General features: G+C 70.8%; 19 protein-coding genes. 9 read left to right on the forward strand and 10 right to left on the reverse strand.

The window, feature by feature from the left end; translation table 11 throughout:
• Positions 1-71 precede the first annotated feature (71 nt).
• Both ACWGJ5_RS36250 and ACWGJ5_RS36255 read right to left on the reverse strand, forming a co-directional pair.
• Positions 72-2,198, reverse strand: coding sequence for an AMP-binding protein (locus ACWGJ5_RS36250; protein WP_453313876.1), 2,127 nt, complete (start codon positions 2,196-2,198; stop codon positions 72-74).
• Positions 2,199-2,225: 27 nt separating this feature from the next.
• On the reverse strand, positions 2,226-3,605 hold the full coding sequence (locus ACWGJ5_RS36255) for a His/Gly/Thr/Pro-type tRNA ligase C-terminal domain-containing protein (protein ID WP_453313877.1): 1,380 nt from the start codon (positions 3,603-3,605) through the stop codon (positions 2,226-2,228).
• 292 nt (positions 3,606-3,897) lie between these two features.
• On the opposite strand from ACWGJ5_RS36255, the gene ACWGJ5_RS36260 reads away from it, so the two are divergent.
• Positions 3,898-4,755 (forward strand): hypothetical protein, encoded by an 858-nt coding sequence (locus ACWGJ5_RS36260; RefSeq protein WP_453313878.1) that lies wholly within the window; start codon positions 3,898-3,900, stop codon positions 4,753-4,755.
• 265 nt (positions 4,756-5,020) lie between these two features.
• Complete coding sequence (locus tag ACWGJ5_RS36265; protein WP_453313879.1) at positions 5,021-5,320, forward strand: MmyB family transcriptional regulator; 300 nt, start codon at positions 5,021-5,023, stop codon at positions 5,318-5,320.
• On the opposite strand, the gene ACWGJ5_RS36270 is transcribed toward ACWGJ5_RS36265, so the two are convergent.
• The 4 genes from ACWGJ5_RS36270 to ACWGJ5_RS36285 all read right to left on the reverse strand — a co-directional run bounded on the left by ACWGJ5_RS36270 (position 5,283) and on the right by ACWGJ5_RS36285 (position 7,659).
• The gene (locus ACWGJ5_RS36270; RefSeq protein ID WP_453313880.1) at positions 5,283-6,155 is read right to left on the reverse strand and encodes a GNAT family N-acetyltransferase; all 873 of its coding nucleotides are present in this window, start codon (positions 6,153-6,155) and stop codon (positions 5,283-5,285) included. The genes ACWGJ5_RS36265 and ACWGJ5_RS36270 overlap by 38 nt on opposite strands.
• 91 nt (positions 6,156-6,246) lie before the next feature.
• On the reverse strand, positions 6,247-6,624 hold the full coding sequence (locus ACWGJ5_RS36275) for a toxin Doc (protein WP_453313881.1): 378 nt from the start codon (positions 6,622-6,624) through the stop codon (positions 6,247-6,249).
• Complete coding sequence (locus tag ACWGJ5_RS36280; protein WP_228626233.1) at positions 6,624-6,863, reverse strand: hypothetical protein; 240 nt, start codon at positions 6,861-6,863, stop codon at positions 6,624-6,626. The genes ACWGJ5_RS36275 and ACWGJ5_RS36280 overlap by 1 nt, the downstream gene beginning before the upstream one ends.
• A gap of 13 nt (positions 6,864-6,876) precedes the next feature.
• Positions 6,877-7,659, reverse strand: a complete 783-nt coding sequence (locus ACWGJ5_RS36285) for a helix-turn-helix domain-containing protein (protein ID WP_453313882.1) — start codon at positions 7,657-7,659, stop codon at positions 6,877-6,879.
• A gap of 372 nt (positions 7,660-8,031) precedes the next feature.
• Here ACWGJ5_RS36285 and ACWGJ5_RS36290 point away from each other — a divergent pair, with 372 nt between their 5' ends.
• Positions 8,032-8,688 (forward strand): ScbR family autoregulator-binding transcription factor, encoded by a 657-nt coding sequence (locus tag ACWGJ5_RS36290; RefSeq protein WP_453313883.1) that lies wholly within the window; start codon positions 8,032-8,034, stop codon positions 8,686-8,688.
• A 441-nt stretch (positions 8,689-9,129) separates the two neighbouring features.
• Here the strand turns inward: ACWGJ5_RS36290 and ACWGJ5_RS36295 are convergent, their stop codons facing one another.
• The 3 genes from ACWGJ5_RS36295 to ACWGJ5_RS36305 all read right to left on the reverse strand — a co-directional run bounded on the left by ACWGJ5_RS36295 (position 9,130) and on the right by ACWGJ5_RS36305 (position 14,470).
• On the reverse strand, positions 9,130-12,111 hold the full coding sequence (locus ACWGJ5_RS36295; RefSeq protein WP_453313884.1) for a glycine--tRNA ligase: 2,982 nt from the start codon (positions 12,109-12,111) through the stop codon (positions 9,130-9,132).
• A gap of 200 nt (positions 12,112-12,311) precedes the next feature.
• Positions 12,312-13,421 carry a hypothetical protein gene (locus ACWGJ5_RS36300; protein ID WP_453313885.1) on the reverse strand — a complete coding sequence of 370 codons (1,110 nt, stop codon included), beginning with the start codon at positions 13,419-13,421 and terminating at the stop codon, positions 12,312-12,314.
• A complete protein-coding gene (locus ACWGJ5_RS36305; protein ID WP_453313886.1) occupies positions 13,415-14,470 on the reverse strand; it encodes a S66 peptidase family protein in 1,056 nt (351 codons plus the stop codon). The genes ACWGJ5_RS36300 and ACWGJ5_RS36305 overlap by 7 nt, the downstream gene beginning before the upstream one ends.
• A gap of 468 nt (positions 14,471-14,938) precedes the next feature.
• On the opposite strand from ACWGJ5_RS36305, the gene ACWGJ5_RS36310 reads away from it, so the two are divergent.
• The 6 genes from ACWGJ5_RS36310 to ACWGJ5_RS36335 all read left to right on the forward strand — a co-directional run bounded on the left by ACWGJ5_RS36310 (position 14,939) and on the right by ACWGJ5_RS36335 (position 21,530).
• Positions 14,939-16,207, forward strand: coding sequence for an ATP-grasp domain-containing protein (locus ACWGJ5_RS36310; RefSeq protein ID WP_453313887.1), 1,269 nt, complete (start codon positions 14,939-14,941; stop codon positions 16,205-16,207).
• Complete coding sequence (locus tag ACWGJ5_RS36315; protein ID WP_453313888.1) at positions 16,204-17,256, forward strand: branched-chain amino acid aminotransferase; 1,053 nt, start codon at positions 16,204-16,206, stop codon at positions 17,254-17,256. Before ACWGJ5_RS36310 ends, ACWGJ5_RS36315 begins: the two co-directional genes overlap by 4 nt.
• A 38-nt stretch (positions 17,257-17,294) precedes the next feature.
• Positions 17,295-18,311 carry an amino acid--tRNA ligase-related protein gene (locus ACWGJ5_RS36320; protein ID WP_453313889.1) on the forward strand — a complete coding sequence of 339 codons (1,017 nt, stop codon included), beginning with the start codon at positions 17,295-17,297 and terminating at the stop codon, positions 18,309-18,311.
• A 169-nt stretch (positions 18,312-18,480) separates the two neighbouring features.
• Positions 18,481-19,509: a hypothetical protein gene (locus tag ACWGJ5_RS36325; protein ID WP_453313890.1), complete on the forward strand. Its 1,029-nt coding sequence runs from the start codon at positions 18,481-18,483 to the stop codon at positions 19,507-19,509.
• A gap of 49 nt (positions 19,510-19,558) precedes the next feature.
• Positions 19,559-20,866: an MFS transporter gene (locus tag ACWGJ5_RS36330; RefSeq protein ID WP_453313891.1), complete on the forward strand. Its 1,308-nt coding sequence runs from the start codon at positions 19,559-19,561 to the stop codon at positions 20,864-20,866.
• Positions 20,859-21,530 (forward strand): hypothetical protein, encoded by a 672-nt coding sequence (locus tag ACWGJ5_RS36335; protein WP_453313892.1) that lies wholly within the window; start codon positions 20,859-20,861, stop codon positions 21,528-21,530. Before ACWGJ5_RS36330 ends, ACWGJ5_RS36335 begins: the two co-directional genes overlap by 8 nt.
• Before the next feature lie 5 nt (positions 21,531-21,535).
• Here the strand turns inward: ACWGJ5_RS36335 and ACWGJ5_RS36340 are convergent, their stop codons facing one another.
• Positions 21,536-22,558 (reverse strand): helix-turn-helix transcriptional regulator, encoded by a 1,023-nt coding sequence (locus ACWGJ5_RS36340; protein ID WP_453313893.1) that lies wholly within the window; start codon positions 22,556-22,558, stop codon positions 21,536-21,538.
• Positions 22,559-22,571 lie beyond the last annotated feature (13 nt).

The raw sequence follows: 22,571 nt of genomic DNA on the forward strand, positions 1-22,571 counted from the left end.
CGGTTGTCGGGCATCGAGAAGGGATGCGGCCCGGTGGGGTCGGGCCGCTGGAAGGCAGGGGCGGCGTGCGGTCAGCCGGGAGGTGTCCCGCCCCAGACGACACCGCCCAGGTCGTACGGCCCGGCGCGCAGGGCGGAGAAGCCCAGGTCGCCGAACCCGGCGTCGCGCAGCAGGTCGAGCCACTCCCACCGCGTGCGGAAGCCGCCCCGGTCCCACCAGCCGTCGAAGAGGCAGAACAGGAAGTCCAGCGCCCACGGAGTGCCGTCGGCGGTGGTGGGGCTCGCCCCCTCCGCCAGGACGAGACGGCCGCCGTCCGCGAGCATGGCGCGCAGCCGGCGCAGGGTCGCCGCCTTGTCCGCCACGCAGTGCACGACGTTGGTGGCCAGGATCGTGTCGAACCCGCCGAGCCCCGCCGAGGGCTCGGAGTCGAGGTCGAGAACGATGCCCCGGCCCTGCCAGGTGCCGCGGGCCACCAGCTCGGGCAGCCGGTCCGACCAGACGAAGTCGCCGTCGACCAGACCGGCGACGCGGGAGGTGGTGTTGCCCACGCCGGAACCTGCCTCCAGGACCCGCCCGGTGAGCAGGCCGCCGGCGGTCAGGACGCGTGTGATCAGTTCCGGGTAGCGGTCCATGGGCCACTCGGTCATCAGCCGCTTCCACAGCCCCGGGTGTCGCCGCATCAGGTCCTCGCCCAAGCAGGCGCCCCGCGCGAACTCGGGCCAGCCCTCGACCAGCGCGTCCAGCGCGTCGTGCGCGGCACTGCGGCCCAGCGTGGCCCGGGTCTCCTGCGGCCGGGCCCCGCCCACCGCGGCCACCAGCGCGAGCGCCTGGCTGCGCAGCTGGGCGGACTGGGCGGTGGTGGGGCGTACGGGGCTGTCGACGACGGCACGCGCGGCCGCGGCGGCGTAGTGCAGCAACTCCTCGTAGCGGCGCGCTCCGTCCCGCAGCGCGGCCAGCCGGCGACCCATCGCCGCCCGCCGCGGCTTGCCGGTGTCGGTGGCCAGATACCCTCCGGTCCCGGCCGCCACGGGCCGCGGGAAACCGGCCTCGTACACCGCCCGCAGGCCGGCGGGCGACGCGTCCGGCGCGATCAGGCCGAACTCCTGCCCGTAGCCGGGTTCGTCCACCGCGACCGCCACGACCCGCCCGTCCAGCCCGCGCTGCCGCCAGCGCTGCTCGATCTCCAGCGGGTGGTACTTCTCACCGCCGCGGTTGACCCGGTCGTCGCGCCGGCCCTTCAGGACGAGGAAGCCGTCCCGTTCCTCCCCCATGTCGCCGGTGCGCAGCCAGCCGTCGTCGGCCAGGACGCGAGCGGTGGCCTGCGGATCCTCCCAGTAGCCGCGCATCCGGTCCGGCGTGCGGATCCACACCTCCCCGTCCTCCAGGCGCAGTTCGGTGCCCTCCAGGGGCAGGCCCACCGGCGGCTGGTGCGCGATGTACTGCTCGCGGAACTCCGCGGTGTCCAGCAGCGGCATGACGAAGCTGAAGTTCACCGCCTCCGTCAGCCCGTAGCCCTGGCGCAGCCGGGGCCCGTAGGCGTCGTGGAACCGGCGGGCGAGGCCGCTGGTGAGGGGCGCGGCGGCGGTGATGAGGTACTCCAGCCCGTCCGGCCAGGGGGGCCGGGCCTGCACCAGTTCGTGCAGCAGGGCCGGTGCGATGGACGCGGTGCGCGCGCCGGAGGCCTGGAGTTCCTTGAAGTACCGGCCGGGTTCGAAGGGCTGGGAGACGACGAGCGGTGTGCCGGTGGCCAGGGTTCCGGTCAGCGACATGACGATGGCGTTGCAGTGGTACAGCGGCAGACAGGTGCCGTGCGGCCGGGCGGGCGAGAAACCGTGCAGGCGGGCGGTCTTGAGCGCGTTGCCGAGGATGGCGTCCCGGTCGAGCTTGACCCCTTTGGGACGCCCGGTGGAGCCCGAGGTGAACATGATGTAGGCGAGCTGCTCGGCCTCGGGATGGGCGGGCTCCCCGTCCAGCTTCCGGGGTGTGAGGGCGGGACCGTCGAGCACGAGGGACGCGCCCACCCGCTCACCCATCCCGGCCAGCTCCCGGTCGGTGCACTTCGGCGAGAGCGGGACGCTGACGAGCTTCAGCTCGAAGCAGGCGGTCAGCGCCTCGGCCAGCTCCCGTCCGCTGGGACATCGCAGCATCACGCGGGCGCCCGCCTCGAGCTCGGCGAGCACCGGCCGCCATGCAGTCATCGGCACATCAACCCTTCTGAGTGACCGTCAGGACGCGAGGACCGGCGACTGCGCCGCCGTCCCGGCCGGAGTGTGCGGAAGACACCGCAGCCACCGCGGCAGCCGCTCGCCCAGGTACTGCTCGTACGCCTCGTCGATCCGCTGCCCGCCCGAGGTCTGCAGCCCGGGCGCCTCGGTCAGCTCCCGATCACCGATCACGCAGTACAGCGGCTGCCAGTCGCGGCGCAGCCGGGCGATCCTGGCCCGCACCGGCCGCCGGAACTCCAGGTCCACGGCCGTGCGCACATCCCGCGTCCACAGGGAGCCGGCCAGCTCGTACGCCCGGCCGACGTGCTTCTCGGCCAGTGGTACGAACGCGACCTGTACGGCCGCCAGTTCCGCCGGTATCTCCTTCGGCCCCAGGCCCGCCAGGCCCCGCCCGAGGACCAGCGGCAGCATCCGCGAGCCGCCCATGGCGACACAGGCGTGAATGATCACGGGGAATGTGCCGTCGTCCAGCCGGATCCCGAACCGCGGCGCGTTGATCTCGTCCAGCTGGATGTTCTGCAGCATGACCGCGTCATAGCCGGAGGACACCAGGATCGCGGTCTTCTGCGCATAGTATTTGGGATGCGCGGGCAACCGGCGAACCACCGTGATCCCACCGGCGTGCTTCGCCGCCTGACGGTAGAAGTCGTCCGTGTCCTGAGTGGTGCCGACCACCGAATCGAGAACGTGCACATAATCCCGGCCGAACCAGAATGCAGTGGATTCGGCAGCCAGGCCCAGTGCGTGCAGATACTGTTCGCCGGCGTTTTCGGGCGCGGCCAGGACATGCACGTCGGGCACCGTGAACTGCCGCCTGCGCTGAATGTTCGTCTCGCCCGACCTGAACCGGCGGAACACCGGCTGCGGGCTGTACATCGCGTACGGCAGCCGGGCCCGGTCGAGTGTGGTGTCCTGCAGCCAGGAGAACAGGTTGGGGTCCGCCGCGTAGCTCAGCCGGAGTCCGCCGCCCTTCTCCGTCAGCTCGAACATCCGCTGCTGGGCCGCGTAGTCGGCGGTCAGCTCGGTCATCGCCGGACCGGACCCGTCGAAGACGAGCGGGAAATGCACGGGATGGACGTCGAGCGCGGCCAGGTGCGGGCCGTTGAAGGCGTCCACGCCCGCCTCGAAGAGGGCACCGCGGGGCAGCGTCGTCAGGAACCCCCGGGGCACCCCGCGCCGGCTGACCAGCTCCAGCGCCTCGGCGGTCCGCATCACCTCGTCCCGCGCGCAGCGATGCTCGGGATCCCCGTCGGCCAGCATGCGCAGCGCCGAGTTCCCCGGGTCGACGGAGGCCAGAGCTTCCTTGTACCCGGCCTCCGGTCCCTGCCACAGAAGCTCGCCGGTATCCCCCAGAATCCGGACGTCAACGGCCTGCCCCATTGATCCCCTCCGCTGGAATTTCGAGACACCGGATCACTGAGACCGGCACGGTGACCGAGAGACTAGGAGGGATTCCGTACGGCGGCCAACGGGCTGAACCTCGACTGGACGAGAGCTCAAGGAGTTCTCATTTGGCTGTCCGCTTCCCCCGGTTTCTCCGCACCCCCGCTGGAATACGGCTGGAATCCCGCTGGAGTCGTCGTGGGCCACCGTTGATCTCCCAAGCCGGCTCTCCTAACTTCCTGGGAGAACCGAGCGCCGGTGGGGTTTTCGACACAGGAAGCGGGAAACCATGGCCGTCACATCTTCGCGCGCACCCGAAGAGACCCTGCGGCCACCGGTCCGTCTGGCCGCGCTCGTCGACGACACGGACGCCTTCCACGGCGAGTTCTGGGGCGTCACCACCGCGTTCCTGCCGTCCTGTTTCCCGGCCGGCCTCCTGACCCGCGAGGGGATCAGGTCCCGCATCGGCACCGGCCTGCCCGTCCTCCCGTGCACCGGCGCCGTCCCCGAGGACACCGGCGCCGCCCCGGCACACCCGGGCACCCGCATCCGGACCGGCCAGAACGGCACCTTCCGCCTGGACCGTCCCGAGCAGCACGAGACCTGGATCGCGGACCTGCTCGCCGGTCTGGGCGCCGACCTCGGCACCACCGTCCGGGCGACCCTGGTGCTCGGCGCACCCGACCCGGTCCGCCGCGCCGCCTTCGCGCCGGACACCGAGACGGATCGCACCCAGGTCCGCCACGTGCCGGAGCACTTGTTCGTCCTCCAGCTCGACGGACAGACCAGCTGGAACACCACCGGCCCCGAGACCGACACCGTCGGCCAGGACCCCTGGGCGACGGTCACCCTCAAAGCCGGCGACGCCCTCTACCTCCCCCCGGGCCGGCCGTACACGGCCACGGTCCGCGGGGGCGGTTCGCTGCACCTGCTGCTCACCGCCGAACGGCACAGCACCCGGGCGGTGGCGGCCCGCGCGGTCACCGGCTTCCTCGGCACCACGGCCGCCCACGCCGTCCCGGGAACCTCCCCGGCCACGACTCATCACGCACGGCTGGCCTGGCTCCGCGCGGAGCTGACCGGCTACCTCCCGCCGAGTGACCTGGCCGAGCTGCTCCGTACGACGCAGACCGCGCACGACGACTGACGGAATCGGTCTCTCCCGTGCTCACCAAGGCGTACGGCGAGCGCGGCGGTCACGCGGGGTGCGGAGGCTGTGCCGGGCGGGCGGCTTCTGGCCGGGAGCAGGCGCGCCACCATGGCGTCGATCAGTGTGTCGAGCCGGTGTGGCGTGAGGAGTTCGGGGACGGTCAGGTCGTCGACGATCAGCCCGAGCATGGCCAGGTAGAGCAGGACCACCCCCGTGCGGTCGCCCGGCAGTGCCCAGCAGGACCAGGGCGCCCAGGACGGCGTTGAAGACGAACACCGCCCGCCACGAAGCCGCTGGTGAGAACGCCGCCGTGGGCGAGGCCCGCGGCGAAGCTCGTGGAGCCGACACCGCTTGGGAGACCGCAGCCCGGCAGGGCATCGCCTTCCTGCGGTTGTCCGGCGGACGGTACCCGGAGGATCCCGCGATCGTCGCCCTGGTCGGTGAACTCTCCGTCAGGAGCGGGGAGTTCCGTACCTGGTGGGCGCAGCACGACGTCCAGGACCGCGGCAGCGGCCGCAAGGGCTTCAACCATCCGCTGGCGGGGAGAGCCTGTACCCGGTGAAGTCGGTGACCGGGACGTATCCGATGCGCTGGTAGAGGGCGTTGCTGGTGGGGTTGGCCGGGTTGGTGAACAGGACGACGTCCGTCGCGCCCGCGGCCAGCGCGGCCCTGCTCACCTCGACCGTCACGGCGCCCGCGTAGCCGCGGCCCCGGAGGTGGGCCGGGGTGTAGACGGGGTCCACCCGGACCTGGCCGGCGACCACCGGGTTCACGCCCGCCATGGAGACGGGCGTGCCGTCCGGGGTCTCCCAGAAGGTGTAGCGCTTCTCGGCGAAGCGGGTGCCGGCCCAGGAGCCGGCGTCGATGGAGACGACCTCCCCGACGTCCGCGGCGAACTCACGGCACCAGCGCATGAGGTGCTCATGGTCCCGCTCGCCCACGAGCCGGCCCCGGCCCTCTGGGCGCGGCTCGGGAGGGGTGAGCGTGCCGAGCCGGTGGAGACGGCCCCGCCAGTCGCGTACCGGCGCCGCGCCCGTGTGCCGCTGCCAGGCCTCGGCGAAGGCGGTGGCGGTGCCGTGGTCCGCGGTGACGCCGGAGAAGGGACGGCCCAGGTCGGCCAGCTGGGCGGCGAGGGTGTCGGCCTGCTCGGGGGAGAGGGCGGTGAGGGTCAGGCGGCCGCGCGGAGTGCGGTAGAAGATGGCGCGGACCTCGCCCTCCGACTCCAGCCGGCCGAAGAGGGTGGCCCCGGTGCCGTATGCGTCCATACGGCGTGTTCGCAGTTTCTCGAGCGTGGTCAGCGGGGTGTTGTGCATCACGGGGCGTGAGCGCAGGAACTCCCCGGCTCGGGCGAGGAAGTCGTCGATGTCTTTGGTGAGTTGCCAGTCATCCGGGCGCATGCTTCATGGTCCCTGACGCGGGGGTGTCCGAGGTGGCTCGGTTTCCCGGCCGGTGCCGCCGGTGCGGTCCGGTCCGCTGCCGCGCCCGCCCTCAGATCTTCCAGGAACGCAGCGCCCCGGCGACGGCGTAGACACTCAGGCGAGTGTCCCGGACCTTGCGGACGAGATCGGACAGTGCGCCGTACGGTGGGTCGATGCCCTCACCGGACTGGTCCATGTACTGAGCGGCCACGAAGGCGGCGAACAGGCTGTTGCGGTGCGGAAGCGGTTCGAGGCGCACGATCGTGTGCAACAGCGCGGCCGCGCGCCAGGCGGCATCCGGATCGGCCGTCTCCAGTGTCGGCATCTTGGTCTTGTGCCGCGCGACGGACGCCACCAGCGCCGAGTAGTCGGTCACCGTCACGTCCTCGTGCCCGAGGGCCGCCTCCTGGACGTCGAGCAGCCAGGAGACGTCGATGTGCAGAACCATCAGGCAGCCGCAGCGCCGTCGCCACGCCGGGAGGGAGGAACCTCCTCGGGGAACGCTTCGTCGAACTCGCCACGCAGCCTGTCGGCCCAGGCGGTGGCGCCGGCGACGAACCGCTTGCGATGCATCTCGCGCACGCCGAGATCGTGCAGGTACTGCTTCAGGCTCTTGCCCTCCGCGGCGGCGGCGGCGCGGACGCCTTCCATTTCCTCGTCGGAGAAGGACACGTTCAGTGATGGCATGCTCGGATGGTACCTAGTTGGTACCTGGCCCGCCAGCCCTGTGCCGGTCGTCCGAACCGGGCTCGGTGGTGGGGTCCGGGGCCGTCCGGGATCTGGTGTAGAGGACTTCGCGGCCCTGTTCCGCGGCGCGGATGAGCCCTTCGCTGACGAAGTCGAGGAAACGGGCGGCGTTTTCGAGGCGGGTGGCGGCGGGGGTGCCGAGGCCGAGGACGCGGACGCCCTGGCGTGCGGTCTGGATGAATTCGTCGTTGGCCCGGGCGCTGCGGATCATGGACTGGTACCAGAGGTCGTCGTCGACGACGTAGCGTTCGCGGCGGCGTTCGTCGCGCTCCCGGCGGACGAGGTCCAGGCCCTCGAGGAACGCGATCGCCTTGGAGATGGACGCCGGGCTGACCTGAAGGCGCTCGGCGAGTTCCGAGGCGGTGAGCCTGCCGGTGTCGGTGGTGTAGAGGCAGCCCAGTACCCGGGCCATCATCTTGGGCACACCCGAGGTCATGAAGACGCTGGTGAGGGTCTCCTGGTAGTCGCGTACGGCCTCGGCGTCGCGTCCGTAGGGCTGCGGCAGCGTCTGCGGCCCCCCGGGCTGGGCGGGCTTGCGCCGGTGGGTGCGCTGCTGGGTGGCGCGCTGTGCCAGGTCGGCGCGGTAGCCGGTGGGGCCGCCGTTCCGCGTCACCTCACGCGTGATCGTGGAGGTCGGACGGTCGAGACGGCGGGCGATCTCGGCGTAGGCCAGGCCGTCGGCCAGTCCCACCGCGATCTGCTGGCGCTCCTGCTGGGTGAGCCTGCCTCCCGGCATCACGGCCCCCTTCCTGCCCCACGGGTGCTCCATGGCGCTGCTCGTTGATCCCTGTTCGCCTCCACCATAGCGTTCGCTTTCAATCAATTGCAACGATCGACTGTTTCCGTCGTTGCGTTAAGTGCGAGGACATTGCGCTGATCGTTGCGTGTCTACCTGCATTGATGGTGCCTCTTGAGCAAAGAAGCCGCTCCCTGGAAATTGGAAAAGCAACGTAGCGTTTCTCCATTCGGAAACGGTCGCTCGCGAGTGGCCGCGAAGGGGCCCGTCGGGGGTTCAAATACATACCGGAAGGGAGGTATTTTGAATGCCCACCTGCATACGTGGGAGAAGGTATGCAGGTCGATGAACCACACAGATCGGATGGTTCCCGTGAGCAACGCCCACACTCCGAGGAGCACACGAACGGCCACGCGCCACCAGGCTTCCCGGCCCGCACCCAAGCAGGCGCGGGCCGCACAGACCCGGGCCCAGGTACTCGCCGCGGCAGCCGAGCTGTTCGCCGAGCGGGGATTCCCGCACACCTCCATCGCCGGCATCGCCGAACAAGTGGGCATGACCAAGGGCGCGCTGTACTTCCACTTCCGCGACAAGGAGGACATCGCCGCCGAGGTCGTGCGCGAGTTGTACGACCGATGGCGCGAACTGGCGGAAGAGGCGCACGCCGCGGGCCTGCAGCCCATGGAGACCGTCCAGGCGCTGCTGAGCGAGGCGGCCAACAACTTCTTCAACGACGACGTCGTCAAGGCGGGAGCCAGGCTCCAGGCCGAGCGGTCCCTGGCCGACGCCACACTGCCCGAGCCTTACGTCGAGTGGATCTCCACCGTCTCCACCCTGCTGGCCAAGGCCCGCGGCGCCGGTCAGCTCCGCGAGGGCGTCGACCCCGAGGCCGCCGCGCACGCGCTCGTGTCCGCGTTGTTCGGTACGCAGCACATCTGCGACGTCCTCAACCGACGCGCCGACCTGCCCCGCCGCTGGGCCGAGGTCAGCGACCTCCTCTTCCCCTCCATCATGGCCACCCCGGAGTGAGGCTTCGGCCGAGGCGGTCGAGCAGGGTGAAGGCGTCCGGCAGCCGCGGGCCGACGTGGCTGCCTGCGTGAGGATCCGGGGTGACCACGCCTGGCGGTCCGCTCCTACGACAGCCACGCAAGGGGCCCCTGGGAACGTCACAGCCGCAACCCACGACCCTGTCCGACAGCCAACTCGCCGCCCCGGAACCGCCGGCAGCGTAGCCCGCCGCGCACGCCACCCGGACAAGAGCTCCACAGCGACCGGTCCGCCCACGGCCCCGCCGACGGTTCTGCGACCGGAAGGGCTGTTTCCGCAAGATGTTCGTGGGCCGACTGCGTTCCGGGTCTGGTGCCGGGCAGCGACTGAAGCGACTGAAGATCCGGGTACTCATCGCTTCCCGGGCCCTCGGCCCGGCAAGGGCCCCCGGCGCTCCGCCGGGGGACGGCCGTCGAGGCCCGGCTACAGAGCGATCCAGTCCAGCGTCGTGCGCGCCAGTCGTGCCACCTCGTCCAGCAGGGCCAACCGGGCCTCGCGGACCGCAGGCTCCGGGTCCATCACCAGAACCTCGTCGAAGAAGACGTTGATCGCGGCGACCAATGGGGCGGAAACCTCGATCAGCGCGGCGAGGTCGTCCTCACGGCCGTGCAGGGCCCGACGGACGGCCTCGGTGCTCTCGGCGAGACGCAGCTCGGCCGGTGCGGTCAGCAGGGACCGGTCCACCGGGCGGGCGGCGCCCTCCACGGAGTCTCCGGGAAGGATGCGCAGCACCCGCTGGAACGCGGCAGTCAGGGCGTCGAACGCCTCACCACCGACATGGCGCTCCACGGTGGCCAGAGTGCGGTCGCCGTGGGCGGGACGGTCCGCCCAGGCCAGAACGGCCTGGACGAGGCGGTGTTCGTGTCCCGCGTCCAGGAGCTGCTGCTCGTAGCGACGGGTGATCAGTTCCGCGGCGTCCGCGAGCCGTTCGGCGGGCGCCTCGACGCCCTGGGCGGCATAGCGTTCGGCGGCCGCGCGCAGCCCGTCGCCCACCCGGACGTCGGCCAGCGCGGGCATGCTCCGCAGGACGTTGAGCAGGCCGATGGCGGCCCTGCGCACACCGTACGGATCGGAGCTTCCGGTCGGCACCGCGCCGATCACGAACATGCCCGTCACCAGGTCGAACCGGTCGGCGAGCGACAGCACGGCGCCGGCGTCGGTGGTGGGCAGGGCGCCGCCGGCCGAGCGCGGCAGCTCCATCTCGGCCAGGGCCCGCGCAACGTCCGCGGACTCGCCGGCACGGCGTGCGTACTCCTCGGCCATCACCCCGGCCAGGCCGGAGAACTCGACCACCATCTGCGACGCCAGGTCGAACTTCGCCAGCTCACTGGCGCGGCGCACGGTGGCGACCGCGTCCTGCGTGAGCCCGGCGCGTTCGGCCAGCCCGAGGGAGAGGGCGGCGATGCGGTCGGCGCGGTCGGCGACCGTACCGAGCCGGTCCTCGAAGGTCAGCTTGTCCAGCCGGCGGCGGAACTCCTCGGGGGCCACCTTCAGGTCGGCACGCCAGAAGAAGGCGGCGTCCTCGTAACGGGCCCGCAGCACCGCCTCGTTGCCCGCCCGCACCACGTCCTCGACACACGTGCCGTTGGCGAACGTGACGAAGCTCGACGTGAGGGTGCCGTTGCCGTCGAGCACCGGAAGATAGCGCTGGTGCTTGCGCATCACGGTGGTCAGGACGCTCGCGGGCAGTTCGAGGTAGCGCTCGTCGAAGGAACCACGGACGGGGTGCGGATACTCCAGGATGTCGGTGATCTCGTCGATCAGCGCCGCCTCACCGGCCACGTCGATGTGTCCGCCGGCCTCGGCCGCGGCCTCGCGGGCACCGCGCACCACAGCATCCCGCCGGGCCTCGCGGTCCAGGAGGACGCCGTGCAGCCGGAGGAAGTCGGCGTAGCCGTCGGCCGACTTCACCTGGACGACCGGCTCGGGGGCGGTGCGGTGAACGCGCGTGGTGGTGCCGGAGGCGAGCGCGGAGACGGCGACGGGCAGGGGGGTGTTGCCGAGCAGGGCGAGCAGCCAGCGCACGGGGCGGGAGAACGACAGGGCCGGGTCGTTCCACCGCATGTTCCGGGTGGACCGCAGCCCGGACACGACCTCGGCCAGCAGTTCACTGATCACCTCGGCCGCCGTGCGGCCCGGCTCGTCGCGGGTGAGCGCGACGTAGTCGACACCGCCGACCTCGACGGTGTGCAGGGCCGTAGGTTCGACGCCCTGGCTGCGGGCGAAGCCCAGCAGGGCGGGGGTGGCATTGCCGTCCCGGTAGGCGGCGGCGACCTTGGGACCGCGCACCGTCCTGGCGGTGTCCGGCTCCCGCGGTTCCACGCCCTCGACCGTGACCACGACACGGCGTGGTGTGGCCCGCACGGTGATCGGGCCGTGCCCCAACCGGGTGGCGGCAAGCCTGGTCGTGATCGACTCGCGCACCGCGTCCGTGGTCGCGGGGACGTCGGCGTAGGGCAGTTCCTCCACGCCGATCTCGAACAGCAGCGTCCCGGTGCCGGACACGGCGGGCAACGGGTCCCGCGTGACCGGGTCCGGCGCCGGCGTCACCCCGAGCGGGTGCTCCAGGGCGGTGCGGCGCTGCGCCCACAGCTTGGCCGAATCGTGCGTCAGACGCCGCATCAGAGAGAATGCCTTGGCGCGCTCAGTGGTGCTGATCGCGCCCCGCGCGTCCAGCACATTGAAGGTGTGGCTGCACTTGAGCACATAGGTGTAGGCCGGAACCGGCAGCTCGAGGTCCAGCATGCGCCGCGCCTCGGCCGCGTACGCCTCGAAGAGCCCCCGGTTCGTTTCGACGTCGGCGTCGTCGAGGTAGTAGCGGCTCATCTCGTACTCGTTCTGCCCGAACACCTCGCCGTAGGTGATGCCCGGTGCATAGGCGATGTCCTTGAAGTGGGACACGCCCTGAAGGTTCATCAGAATGCGTTCGAGGCCGTAGGTGATCTCGACCGACACGGGAGCCAGCGTGATACCGCCGACCTGCTGGAAGTAGGTGAACTGGGTGATCTCCATGCCGTCCAGCCAGACCTCCCAGCCCAGCCCCCAGGCCCCGAGCGCGGGGGAGGCCCAGTTGTCCTCCACGAACCGCACGTCGTGCGCGCCCAAGTCGATGCCGAGCGCCTCGAGACTGCCCAGGTACAGCTCCTGCGGGTTGCCCGGGTCAGGCTTGAGGATCACCTGGAACTGCGTGTGGGTCTGCAGCCGGTTGGGATTCTCCCCGTAGCGCGAGTCGTCCGGCCGCACGCTCGGCTCCACGTAGGCGACGCTCCAGGGCTCGGGACCGATCACCCGCAAGGCCGTGGACGGGTTGGCAGTACCGGCGCCCACCTCCGTGTTCAACGGCTGCGTGATCATGCAACCGTTGTCGCTCCAGTACTTCTGCAGGGTGAGGATGGCATCCTGCATGGTCAGCGCCGTCTGGCCGTTCTTCAAAACGAATCGCCTGTTTCCCGGGTCGGTTCGGCAGGGTGGTGTGTGGGCACTGTCCGGACGCCGCCGCCTGGACCGAGGCCCTCAGGAATATTCATGATCTCACAGGGCCCAATTGCGCGGGAAAAGTGGTGTGTTGGCCGGATCCCGGGCCCCGCACGGCCGGATTCCGGCCCTCAGCAAACCCTTTCCCAGTCCGCCGCCAGCTTCAGCGCGGCCTGCTGCGAGGGCAGCTCGTCGACGTCGTCGGCCGGCGGACTCGCATGCCGCCGCAGCTGCTCCTCGGCCGCCGCGACCGCGAATGCGGCCGGCTTCCACGCGTCTGCGGAACCGGTGGTCCGCTCGCCGAGCAGTCTCAGCAGGGCTCGGTAGTTCTGACCGCGCCCGCGGGCGACCGGGCGTACGGACTCCATGGCGAGGACCGTGGCCGAGGACAACGCGTCCAGGGCCATCAGATCGGTCACGCCGTGCGTCACGGCGGCCGCGGCCGGGCCGGCGAGAACGGGGTGGGTAATGCCCCCGGCCTGCATCAGAACCATGTTCACGCCGAAGGCGAGTTCCACGCCGATCGCACGACCGGCCTCCTCGATCACGATGACGTTGGCGACATCGGCCCATCCTCCAACGCCCCGCAAGGCCAGATTGGCGTTGCGGCCGGTGACGCCCGGCAGGCCGAAGACGTGCCGGAACACCCCGGGGTTGTGAACGGTGGGCACCACATCGAGACCGGCCGCGACACCGCACTCCCTCAGGTCCCGGTCGTCGGCCAGCACACGCAGCTGCACGTCGTGTGCCGGGAAACCGAGCCTGTCGATGAGCAGTTCCCGGGCGAGCGCGGTGAGTCCCGGCGCGTCCCCGGAGGGCCCCAGCGCGCCGAACGACATGAAGGAGCAGCCGAAGGGGGACATCTCCCCGGTCCGCCGGATGTGCTCGAGGTTGCGTAACCGCAGCGCGGGTTGGACCAGGAAGGCGCGCTCGCGCACACCACCGGAGAGCATCGGTTTCAGCACGCTGATGGTGGAGTTGGTGTAGCGCACGGACGGATCATGGCGGGACACCACCGGCCGCCGCTCCCGCTCCGCGTAACCGGCCGCGAGGCACGTACTGCGGAACGCCTCCACTACGGCGACCGCGGCCTCGGCGACGGCATCGACCGCCGGGCGGTCGGCCCTGGCGCCCGCGACGGTCGGCTCGTGCAGGATCGTTTCCGGCGCGGGGTTCCCCGGCGAAACCGGGTACGGGCGCGGAGCATGAACGGCTTCCGGTTGCGGCGGGCGGCTCACCATCGGGCACCGCCCGAGGAACGGGGCGCGACCGCCGCGCCGTCGAGGCAGAGCGTCGCGTCGTCCAGTACGGCCCGCACACCCATGGGCAGGGTCACCATAGGGTTGGTGTGGCCACAGGGAAAGCCGATGACGACGGGGAAGTCGTGCCCGTGCAGCGTCTGGGCGATCGCATGGCCCAGGTCCTCGATCTGGCTCTCGCGGAAGGGCCAGCCGAACACGATGCCACGCGCCCCGTCGAACATTCCGGCGAGGTTCATCGACAGGAGATCCTCGGCGGCATTGATCATGGAGTACGGCAGCTGGGGTGTCTCCAGCAGCACGATGCAGTCGGTGAAGTCGGGCTGCCACGGCGTGCCGACCAGGCGCTGCAGCACCGGCAGGCAGCCACCCGCCAGGGTTCCCACGACCCGCCCGGGGCGCAGCACCTCGGGCGTCGGTGCGGGGGCGGCGCGCCGGGCCCTTCCGGGGGCGCTCCAGTCCGCTCCCTCCGTGATGATGCGCTCCGGCCTGGGCACCGGCCCGGCCGGCCGGGGCGAGCCGGTCACCTTCAGGAAGTGTTCCGCCGTCTCCCTCAGGGGGGACGGGTACTCGGCCCATTCCGCCATGACCGAGGGCCCGTAGAAGGTGACCAGACCGGTCTCGGCGCGGATCGCCGTGTGGAGCGTGGTGACGTCCGAGTAGCCGCAGAACACCTTGGGGTTCGCGCCGATGAGCCCGTAGTCGAGTTCGGGGAGCAGTTGCGCGCTGAGGTTGCCGCCGATGGCGCACAGCACCGCGCGGACCTCGTCGTCCTTGAACGCCTCGTGCAGATCCGCGATCCGCTCGCCGACCCCTCCCGCCGTCCACCGGCCGGTCGCGCGGGCGTTCGTGGCGAGCCGGGGGCGCAGGCCCGCGTCCCGCAACGCCTGCAGCCCGCGCTCCAGACGCTCGGGATAGCGGCCGGCCGCATCCGAGGCGGGGGCGATGACGGCGATCACGTCACCGGACACCAGAGCGGGCGGCAGTGTCGGGGCGGGTGCCGAGGACGGCGGCGATTCTTCAGCTTTCACGAGCGAGCCCTTCCTTTGCCCTGGATCCTTTTCTGTGCGCGAAACCATCGGGTGCCCTTTGTTTCGGGCCCGGTGCGCGGCGAAGTCGATTTCGAGAAAACGACGACGACCTTAGATATCCAAATGCCGTACGGGCAACCGCCACTGTCGGTGAGTCAGCTCACATTCCACGCGCTACTGGCCGCCCCGCCGGGCCGGAGCATGCCATACAGCAACCTGCCAGGCAGATTCCTTGGTGCCGCGGCAACCTGCGCATAACGTTCCGGCGAGGGGGATTCGGTCATCCGTTTCCTCCTCGGCGACGCATGAATAACCGCCCAGGGGGTCCACCATGAATTTTCTGCTGCGCGCCTCGTCGAGCCTCAACTGGGACTGACTTCCCTCCCGCGCCGCGTACTTGCCGCACGGGGCCAATGATTCGAGGCAAAGAGGCCGAACAGCAAGGCCGGAAAGATAGGACAGCGAGGTATGAGCGAAACCAATCTCTTGGTGTACTCCTGGAATGCGGTCACCCTGGAGGCGCTGCTGGACCGCGGTGCCCGCCTGACGCTGGTCTTCGACGCGTGGGAGGCGACCCACCGGACCATCGACCCGGAGCTGCTGGCTCGGGCGGACCGCCACTACGTGATCACCAGCTATGACGCACTCAACGAGGTCGCACAGCTCGCCGTCGAACTCCGTGCCACCGGCGTGAAGATCGACCGGGTCCTCAGCCTGTCGGAGTTCAGCCAGTTCAGCGCCGCCTACATCGCCGGCCTGCTCGGTCTCGAACAGCCCTCGATCGAGAAGTCCGTGCTCATGCGTGACAAGCGGGCCATGAAGGAGCGTGCGGCACGAGCCGGCATCGCCTGCGCCCGCTTCGAGTCGCTTGCCACCACCGACATCGACGGTTCCGTACGTCGCGTCGAGGAACGGCTCGGCTTCCCCGTCGTCGTCAAGCCCGCCGCCGGCCTGGGCTCCGTGGCCACCTCCGCGGTGCACAGCGCCGAGGAGCTCACCGCCGTACTGCGCACCGCCGCGAGCGGCACCGAGGACACCGGCGTCACGCACTTCCTGATCGCCGAGGAGCCGATCGACGGCGACGAGTACCACGTCGACGCCGTCTGGGACAACGGCGTCGCGCAGGTCCTGGGCGTCAGCCGCTATCTGAAGCCGCGCATGCTGGTGAGCACGCCGGGCCGGGAGAACGGCTCGATCCTCCTGCCGCGCGACCGCGAGAGCGAGCTCTACGCCGAGGTCGAGGAGCTGCACGCCCGCGTCAACGCCGCGTTCGGCATCACCGACGACATCACCCACCTGGAGATCTTCCGCCGCGCCGACGGCCGACTCTGGTTCTCCGAGATGGCGACCCGGTTCGCCGGCGGCGCCATCCCCGAGAGCTTCAAGCCCTACGGCGCCGACCTGCGCGAACTGTGGATCGACACCGTCGTGCAGACGGACCGGCAACCGCTGGAACTGAAGGCTCCCGAGTATCCGTACGTCGGCTGGATCAATCTGGCCCCCGCCGCCGCCGGCGTCATCACCCGGGAACCCTCCGACGAGCAGATCGCGGCCTTCCCCTACGTCCTGGACACCATTCGGTCCCGTGCGGTCGGCTTCGACATCGAGGAACTGCACCCCTCGGTGTGGTGTCTGATGCTCGTCATCAGCGCCGGGAGCGAGGAGGAGTTCCGCCAACGCGCCGCCGAACTGGAGGCCGCGCTGCTTCCCGCGTACGCGACGGCGCCGACTTCGTGAGCACGGTCGGCAACGTCTCCGAGGCGCCTGCGGGGCTCGGTTTCGGGACCCGGTTCACCGCCAGCATGGTGGTGTCGCGGTGGACGGCGGGCGACGACTGGTCGGCGCTCCAGGTGGTCCCGCACCGGCCGCTCGCACTGTCGCCTGCGGCCATGGCCCTGCACTACGGACAGGCGATCTTCGAAGGACTGAAGGCGTACCCTCACGCGGACGGCTCGCTCGCGCTGTTCCGGCCGCACGCCGGCGCCGTGCGCCTCAACCGCAGTGCCGAGCGGCTCGCCATGCCCGCCCTGCCCGTCGAGATGTTCGTCGAAGCCTGTGCGCGACTGGTGCGCGCCGACGCGTTGGAAGTGCCCACGGGCCCCGGGCAGAGCCTCTACCTCAGGCCCTTCATGATCGCGGTGGAGCCGAACCTGGGTGTCCGACCGGCACGGGAATACCTGTTCGCGGTGATCGCCTCACCGGTCGACCACTTCTTCGCGGACGGCTCCGAGACCATCGACGTCTGGTGCCCGTCCGACCAGATCCGCGCGGCTCCCGGAGGGACCGGCGCGGCCAAGTGCGCCGGCAACTACGCCGCAGGCCTGGCCGCCAAGTCCCTTGCCCTCGCCCGGGGCTGTCATGAGGTCCTGTGGCTCGACGCCCGCGAACACCGCTTCGTGGAGGAACTCGGCGCCATGAACTTCTTCGGCGTCACCCGGGAAACCTCGGGCGCGCCGCTCCTGGTGACCCCGCCCCTGTCGGGAACCATCCTGGCCGGAAACACCAGGGACACCCTCATCGAGATCGCCGCCGACCTCGGTGTGCGGACCGAACAACGACCGGTCGCCGTCACCGAGTTGACAACGGGTGACACCCCTCTCGCCGAGGCCTTCGCCTGCGGCACCGCCGCCTCCGTGGTGCCCATCGGCAGCGTGACGACGGCCGAGGGCCGCTACGTCCTGGGCGACGGCCGTCCTGGCGTGCTCACCACCCGGCTCCGCGAGGAGCTGGCCGCCATCCAGTACGGAGAGCGAACCGACACCCGGAACTGGATCCACACCGTCTGACCCTGGCCGTTCGGCCACCCATCCCAAGGAGAACCACCTTGACCACGCCCACCTACACACACGGCGGATGGCGTCCTTCGCAGGACCGCTTTCTCGAGATCATCGACCAGCCGCTGTACCGCACACTGGTGGACCTGCAGGACCTCGTCACCCTCGAGACCGCCCTCTTCTGGAGGGAGCGGGGCGTCAGGTCCGTCCATCTGCCGATCACGACCAACAGCATCTCCAGTCCGATGGGCCTGGGCAGCGACTCGCTCCCGGTCGAGATCGACCTGTTCGGCCAGCGCACCTTCCTCGCCGACTCGATGCAGTTCATGCTGGAGTACGGCTGCCGGCTCAGCCCGCAGGGCAGCTGGTACCTGATGCCGAGCTTCCGCGGCGAGGACTGCGACGAGTCACACCTCAACCAGTTCTTCCACAGCGAGGCCGAGCTTCCCGGTGGCCTCGACGCGTGCATCGACACCGTCAACGCGTACATGCGCCGACTGGCGCAGGCCGTCCTGGACCGGCACGCCGACGACGTACGGGCCATCGCGGGTACCACCGAGCACCTGGAGCGCATGGCCGGGCTGGAGTCCTTCCCCCGCATGACCTTCGACGAGGCCGTCGCCCACCTGGGTGACGACCCGAACGCCGTCGAGCACCACGAGGGCTGGCGCACCCTCACCCGGCACGGTGAGCGCCGGCTGATGGAGGAGATCGGCCCGATCCTCTGGATCACTCACTACGACCACCTGTCGGTTCCCTTCTACCAGGCATACGGCGACGACAAGGACCGCACGGCCCTCAACGGCGACCTGCTCTTCGGGATCGGCGAGACCGTCGGCTGCGGCGAGCGCCACGTCGACGGCGAGCAGGCCCGCAAGGCTCTGGCCCACCACGAGGTGCCCGAGGAGGCCTACTCCTGGTACCTGCGGATGAAGGACGCGTACCCGCAGCACACCTCGGGCTTCGGCCTGGGCATCGAGCGCTGGCTGATGTGGGTGCTGAACCACAAGGACATCCGTGAGCTCCAGCTCGCACCGCGCCTGAACGGTGTCAGCGTCACGCCGTGACCCGTGCGGCCCGGCCCGGGCACCCAAGCCCCTGCCGCACTCGGCGGACCCCGGACCCCGATCGTGGCCGGGGCAGGCCCCCGGGCCGAACCACCTCCTGCGGTGAGCCTCGCCCAGCCGGCCGGCCCCTGTGCACGGCCGTCCCGCAAGCCCCGCAGGAGTAGAGAACATGCCACGGTTCACCGACGAGGCCGCCGTCGCCGGGACGTCCGCACCGCACCGCTCGCCACGCGAGACGACCCGGGCGTACCTGGCCGTGCGACCTGCGCTGATCAGCGCGCACGAGCACGCCGGCGTCGAACTCGTCCACCACCGCGACGACGCCCAGCACATCTACCGTCAGACCGTGCCCGACCTGATGGCGTGGCTGCGTGTGCTCGGCAGGGGCCTTCTTCCCGAACCGCCCGTCGCCGTGGGCGCGCTGGTCCTCCCGATGCCCTACTACCGCAGGTTCAAGCCTGCGGGCACGCCGGTCGACCCGGCGACGTGCAGCCGGATCATCCGCGCCCGCAACCGGGAACTGCTCGACGCCTGCGCCCGGTTCCGTGCCGGCCATCCGCCCTCAAGCGGACTGCCCATGCCCGCCCTGATGGCCGATCCGTTCCGTGACGCGGCGGACTTCGCATCCGACTACGCCGACCGCCGCGGGGAGGTGTTCGCTCTCAAGTGGCACCCGCCGGCGGCCGAAAGCCCCGTGTCCGCCTACGTGGAGCGCGGGTATCTCGCCCTCGCCGCGGAACTCGGCGTGCCGACCGTGATGCACTGCTCCGCCGAGGGCCGGCTCGGCGACCTGGCCGAGATCGCCGAGGCCGCCGTCCCCGCCGCGGTCGCGGCCGGTGCCCGGATCAGCCTGGCCCACCTCGCCTTCAACAACCCCGCGCTGCCCCGGATCCTGAACACCCCCGAGGTGTACGCCGACCTCGGGCCGTGGGAAGCGGTGTGCGAGCAGACCGTCGGAGACCCCGGCCCCCTCCACTCCGACGCTCGGCTCGCCCGGCTCATCGACGCATGCGGACCGAGACTGATGCTCTCCTTCGACACGCCGTGGCACCTCCAGCACGCGGATGACGGGCGCGTCCTCGGTACGGACACCGTGCCGGCCCTGCGCCGGATCCTCGGCTCGCTCGACCTCAGCGGCACCGATCCGCACGCCCTGCTCGCCGGGAACGCCCTGCCCTACCTGTTCGGGACGTCATGACCGGCCGGACCAGGCCCTCGAGTGCCTGCCACACGGAGAAGGAACAGACGTGTCCCTGTTGAAGGATCTGCGCGCACTGCCCCGCACGGCCCGGACCCTGCTGCTGCTCGGTGCCCTCAACAACACCGGCTCGGGCCTGGTCCTGCCGTTCCTCGCCGTCTACGTCCACCAGGTCAACGGCCTGGGCCTCGACACCGCCATGCACGCCGTGTCGGTGACGGCGACTGCCGTCATCATCGGTGGTCTCAACGCCGGGCGCCTCACCGACCGCATCGGCGCCCGACGTACGGCGGCGGCGCACATGCTCCTCAGCGCGGTGGGCGTGACCGGATACGCCCTGGCCGGCGAGACCTGGCACATCCTGCTGTCCGCCGCAGTCTGGGGCCTTGGCCTGGGCGGTTCCTCGGCCTGGAACACCCTGCTCGCCGCCTCGGTGCCGGCCGAGTCCCACCCGGTGGTCTTCGGCTCCAACTTCACCCTCACGAACGCCGCGCTGGGGCTGGGCGGTCTCGTCGGCGGCACGGTCGCGAGCATCGCGCACCCGCTGTCGTTCCGGCTGCTGTACGCAGTCAACGCCCTCAGCTACCTCGGGATCGCCCTGGCCGTGTTCGCCCTGCGCGACCTCGGCACCGGCACGCCGACCGAGGCAGGCACCCGGCGGGACTCCGCCGGGTCGCACAGCTACCGTCAGGTCTTCACCAGCGGTCCCTTCCTGCTGGTCCTCGGTCTCGGGCTGGCGCTGTACTTCTCCTCGTACGGACAGCTCGAGGCGGGCTTCCCCGCCTTCCTGCTGACGAGCACCCACGTGGGGCCGTCCGGGATCGCCGTGCTGTTCGCCGTGAACACCGGGGCGGTCATCTGCTGGCAACTGGTCCTGCACGAACTGATCAAGCGGCAGAAGCACACGCACAACGTCGCGCTGTCCGCCGCGGCCTGGTCGGCGAGCTGGCTCCTCGTCCTCGCCGCGACGGCGACGGCCCCGGGCTGCCAAATGGCGATGCTCATCGGTGGCATGGTGCTCTTCGCCGGTGCCGAGACGCTGTATGCCGCGGGAATGCCCTCCCTGGTGAACTCCCTGGCCAGACCCGCACTGCGCGGGCGCTGCAATGCCGCCTACGGCACCGCCACCTCTGCGGGCTTCGTGGCCGGACCGCTGGCGGCGGGCGCCCTGGTCTCCGCTGGCGCGGGAACCGCGCTCGTCACCGGTCTCTGCGTGCTGTGCGCGACGGCGGCGCTGGTCCTCCTGGCCACGACGGACCTCCTGACGCGTGCGGCCCCGGCGGCCCGCGCCGTCAGCACCGGAGAAGAAGCCGCCCCGGACCGTGCGGACGGCTCCCAGGAGGCCGTCCGTGGCTGACCGCCGCACCCGGACCGTCATACCCCACCACCGGACCCCCGTCCGGACCCCCGTCCGGGCATCCGTCCGGGCTTCTCTCTACACGGACGCGAGCCCGCCCACGCCGCATCGCACGCTTCGCGAACGCCGCCTGCTGCGCGAAGTGTCGCGCCTGCTGGGAACACGACCCGAGGACGCGCCGGCCGTGTTGCGCTCCCGGCTGGCACTGCTGGCCGAGGCCCGGGAAGAAGTGGAGTCACTGCGGCGTGCCGAGTTGGCCTCGACCACTCGCGCCCTTGTCGACAGGGCCCAAACCGTTCCGGGCGGTCTCCTGGTCGCGGCCCGGGTCGACAACACGACCGGACGCAAGCTGCGGGAACTGGCCTCGGCCGCGGCCGGGCAGCTCTCCTGCGGCATCGGCCTCGTCGTCCTGTGCACCCCGTACGAGGGCCGAGCGCTGCTGGTCTGTGCGGTGGGGCACCGGCTGTGCGCAAGGGGCGTGGACGCCCAGGACGTTCTGCGGGAGGCCGCGGCCGCCATCGGGGGCAGCCCGGCAGGCCGGGGAGCCCGATCGAGCGCCGCCGGACAGCGGACGGACGAACTGGGCAGGGCCCTGTCGCTGGCCCGTGCCAAGGCGGCGGCCCTGCTGCCGCAGAGCATGGGGGGAGAGCGGGAAGACGGGTGACGCCCTCACAGCCAGCCCCGCTCGGCGGCCCGCAGGCCCGCTTCGAACCGGCTCCGCGCGTCGAGCCGGTCCATGATGTCCGACATCAGTCGACGGACACTGCGGACGGAAAGCGCCAACTGCTTGCTGGCGGCCTCGTCGGTCATGCCCTGGGCGAGCAGACGCAGCAGTTCACGCTCCTGCGGATTGAGTCCCTGCTCGTCCGGCAGTTCGGCGGTACCGAGCGGACGGGCGGCTTCCCAGATACGCGCGAACAGCGCAGACAGGGCGGCCACCACGCTGTGTTCGCGCAGCACCACAGCGCCCTTGGCCGAGTCCTGCGGATCGATCGGAAGAACAGCGATCGTGCGGTCGACGAGGATGACACGCATGGGCAGCACGGGATGCGTACGCACCTCTCCGCCGCACTCGTTCAGCCACGCCGCGTACCGACGGGTGGCCGTGTGGTTGCGGACGCTGTCCAGATAGACGGTGCGAATGGCCACCCCACGCTCGATCATCTTCGCATCGAGGGTCCGGCTGGCCGACATGCCTTCCGGGGTGAGGGCGGCCTTCGGAACGAGCGCGAGCACTTCGGTCTCGGTCTGCTTCGACATCTCCTCCAGGAACACGCGTACGGAGTCCACGCCCCGCAGGTATTCGATCGTGCCACCGTCGGCGCCGCCGCGTTCCCTTTCGAACTCCGCCACGATGTCGGACATCGCCACGCGGCATTCGGCCAGTTTCCTCTGGCGCTCGAATATGTCTTTCTGCCCCTTGGATATGAGCTCTCCGAGCGCCAGACCCGGCTTCACCACGACGACCGCACCCGGCTCCTCGCCGGAGGGCGTGATCAGCGACAAGGCGGTCAGCTCGGCGAGCCCGGCACGGACGTCCGACGTGCTCAGTCCGGTCTCCTCGACCAGTTCATCGATGTGCCGCCGGGGGCCCCGGACCGCGGCCCTGTACACCGCTTCGGCGGCCCTGCCCAGACCCAGTCCGGCGAGCGAGGCCCGCTCGGGCACGTCCAGTCCCGGATATTCCGTCATTCCGCACGTCCTT

This window comes from Streptomyces sp. NPDC054783, assembly GCF_053611725.1.

Coding starts and splice junctions, on each gene's coding strand:
- ACWGJ5_RS36285 (WP_453313882.1), bottom strand. CDS start 7,659: ATGCCGGGAGGCAGGCTCACCCAGCAGGAGCGCCAGCAGATCGCGGTG.
- ACWGJ5_RS36270 (WP_453313880.1), bottom strand. CDS start 6,155: ATGCGCCCGGATGACTGGCAACTCACCAAAGACATCGACGACTTCCTC.
- ACWGJ5_RS36250 (WP_453313876.1), bottom strand. CDS start 2,198: ATGACTGCATGGCGGCCGGTGCTCGCCGAGCTCGAGGCGGGCGCCCGC.
- ACWGJ5_RS36255 (WP_453313877.1), bottom strand. CDS start 3,605: ATGGGGCAGGCCGTTGACGTCCGGATTCTGGGGGATACCGGCGAGCTT.
- ACWGJ5_RS36310 (WP_453313887.1), top strand. CDS start 14,939: ATGAGCGAAACCAATCTCTTGGTGTACTCCTGGAATGCGGTCACCCTG.
- ACWGJ5_RS36340 (WP_453313893.1), bottom strand. CDS start 22,558: ATGACGGAATATCCGGGACTGGACGTGCCCGAGCGGGCCTCGCTCGCC.
- ACWGJ5_RS36280 (WP_228626233.1), bottom strand. CDS start 6,863: ATGCCATCACTGAACGTGTCCTTCTCCGACGAGGAAATGGAAGGCGTC.
- ACWGJ5_RS36295 (WP_453313884.1), bottom strand. CDS start 12,111: ATGCAGGATGCCATCCTCACCCTGCAGAAGTACTGGAGCGACAACGGT.
- ACWGJ5_RS36325 (WP_453313890.1), top strand. CDS start 18,481: ATGCCACGGTTCACCGACGAGGCCGCCGTCGCCGGGACGTCCGCACCG.
- ACWGJ5_RS36300 (WP_453313885.1), bottom strand. CDS start 13,421: ATGGTGAGCCGCCCGCCGCAACCGGAAGCCGTTCATGCTCCGCGCCCG.
- ACWGJ5_RS36260 (WP_453313878.1), top strand. CDS start 3,898: ATGGCCGTCACATCTTCGCGCGCACCCGAAGAGACCCTGCGGCCACCG.
- ACWGJ5_RS36275 (WP_453313881.1), bottom strand. CDS start 6,624: ATGGTTCTGCACATCGACGTCTCCTGGCTGCTCGACGTCCAGGAGGCG.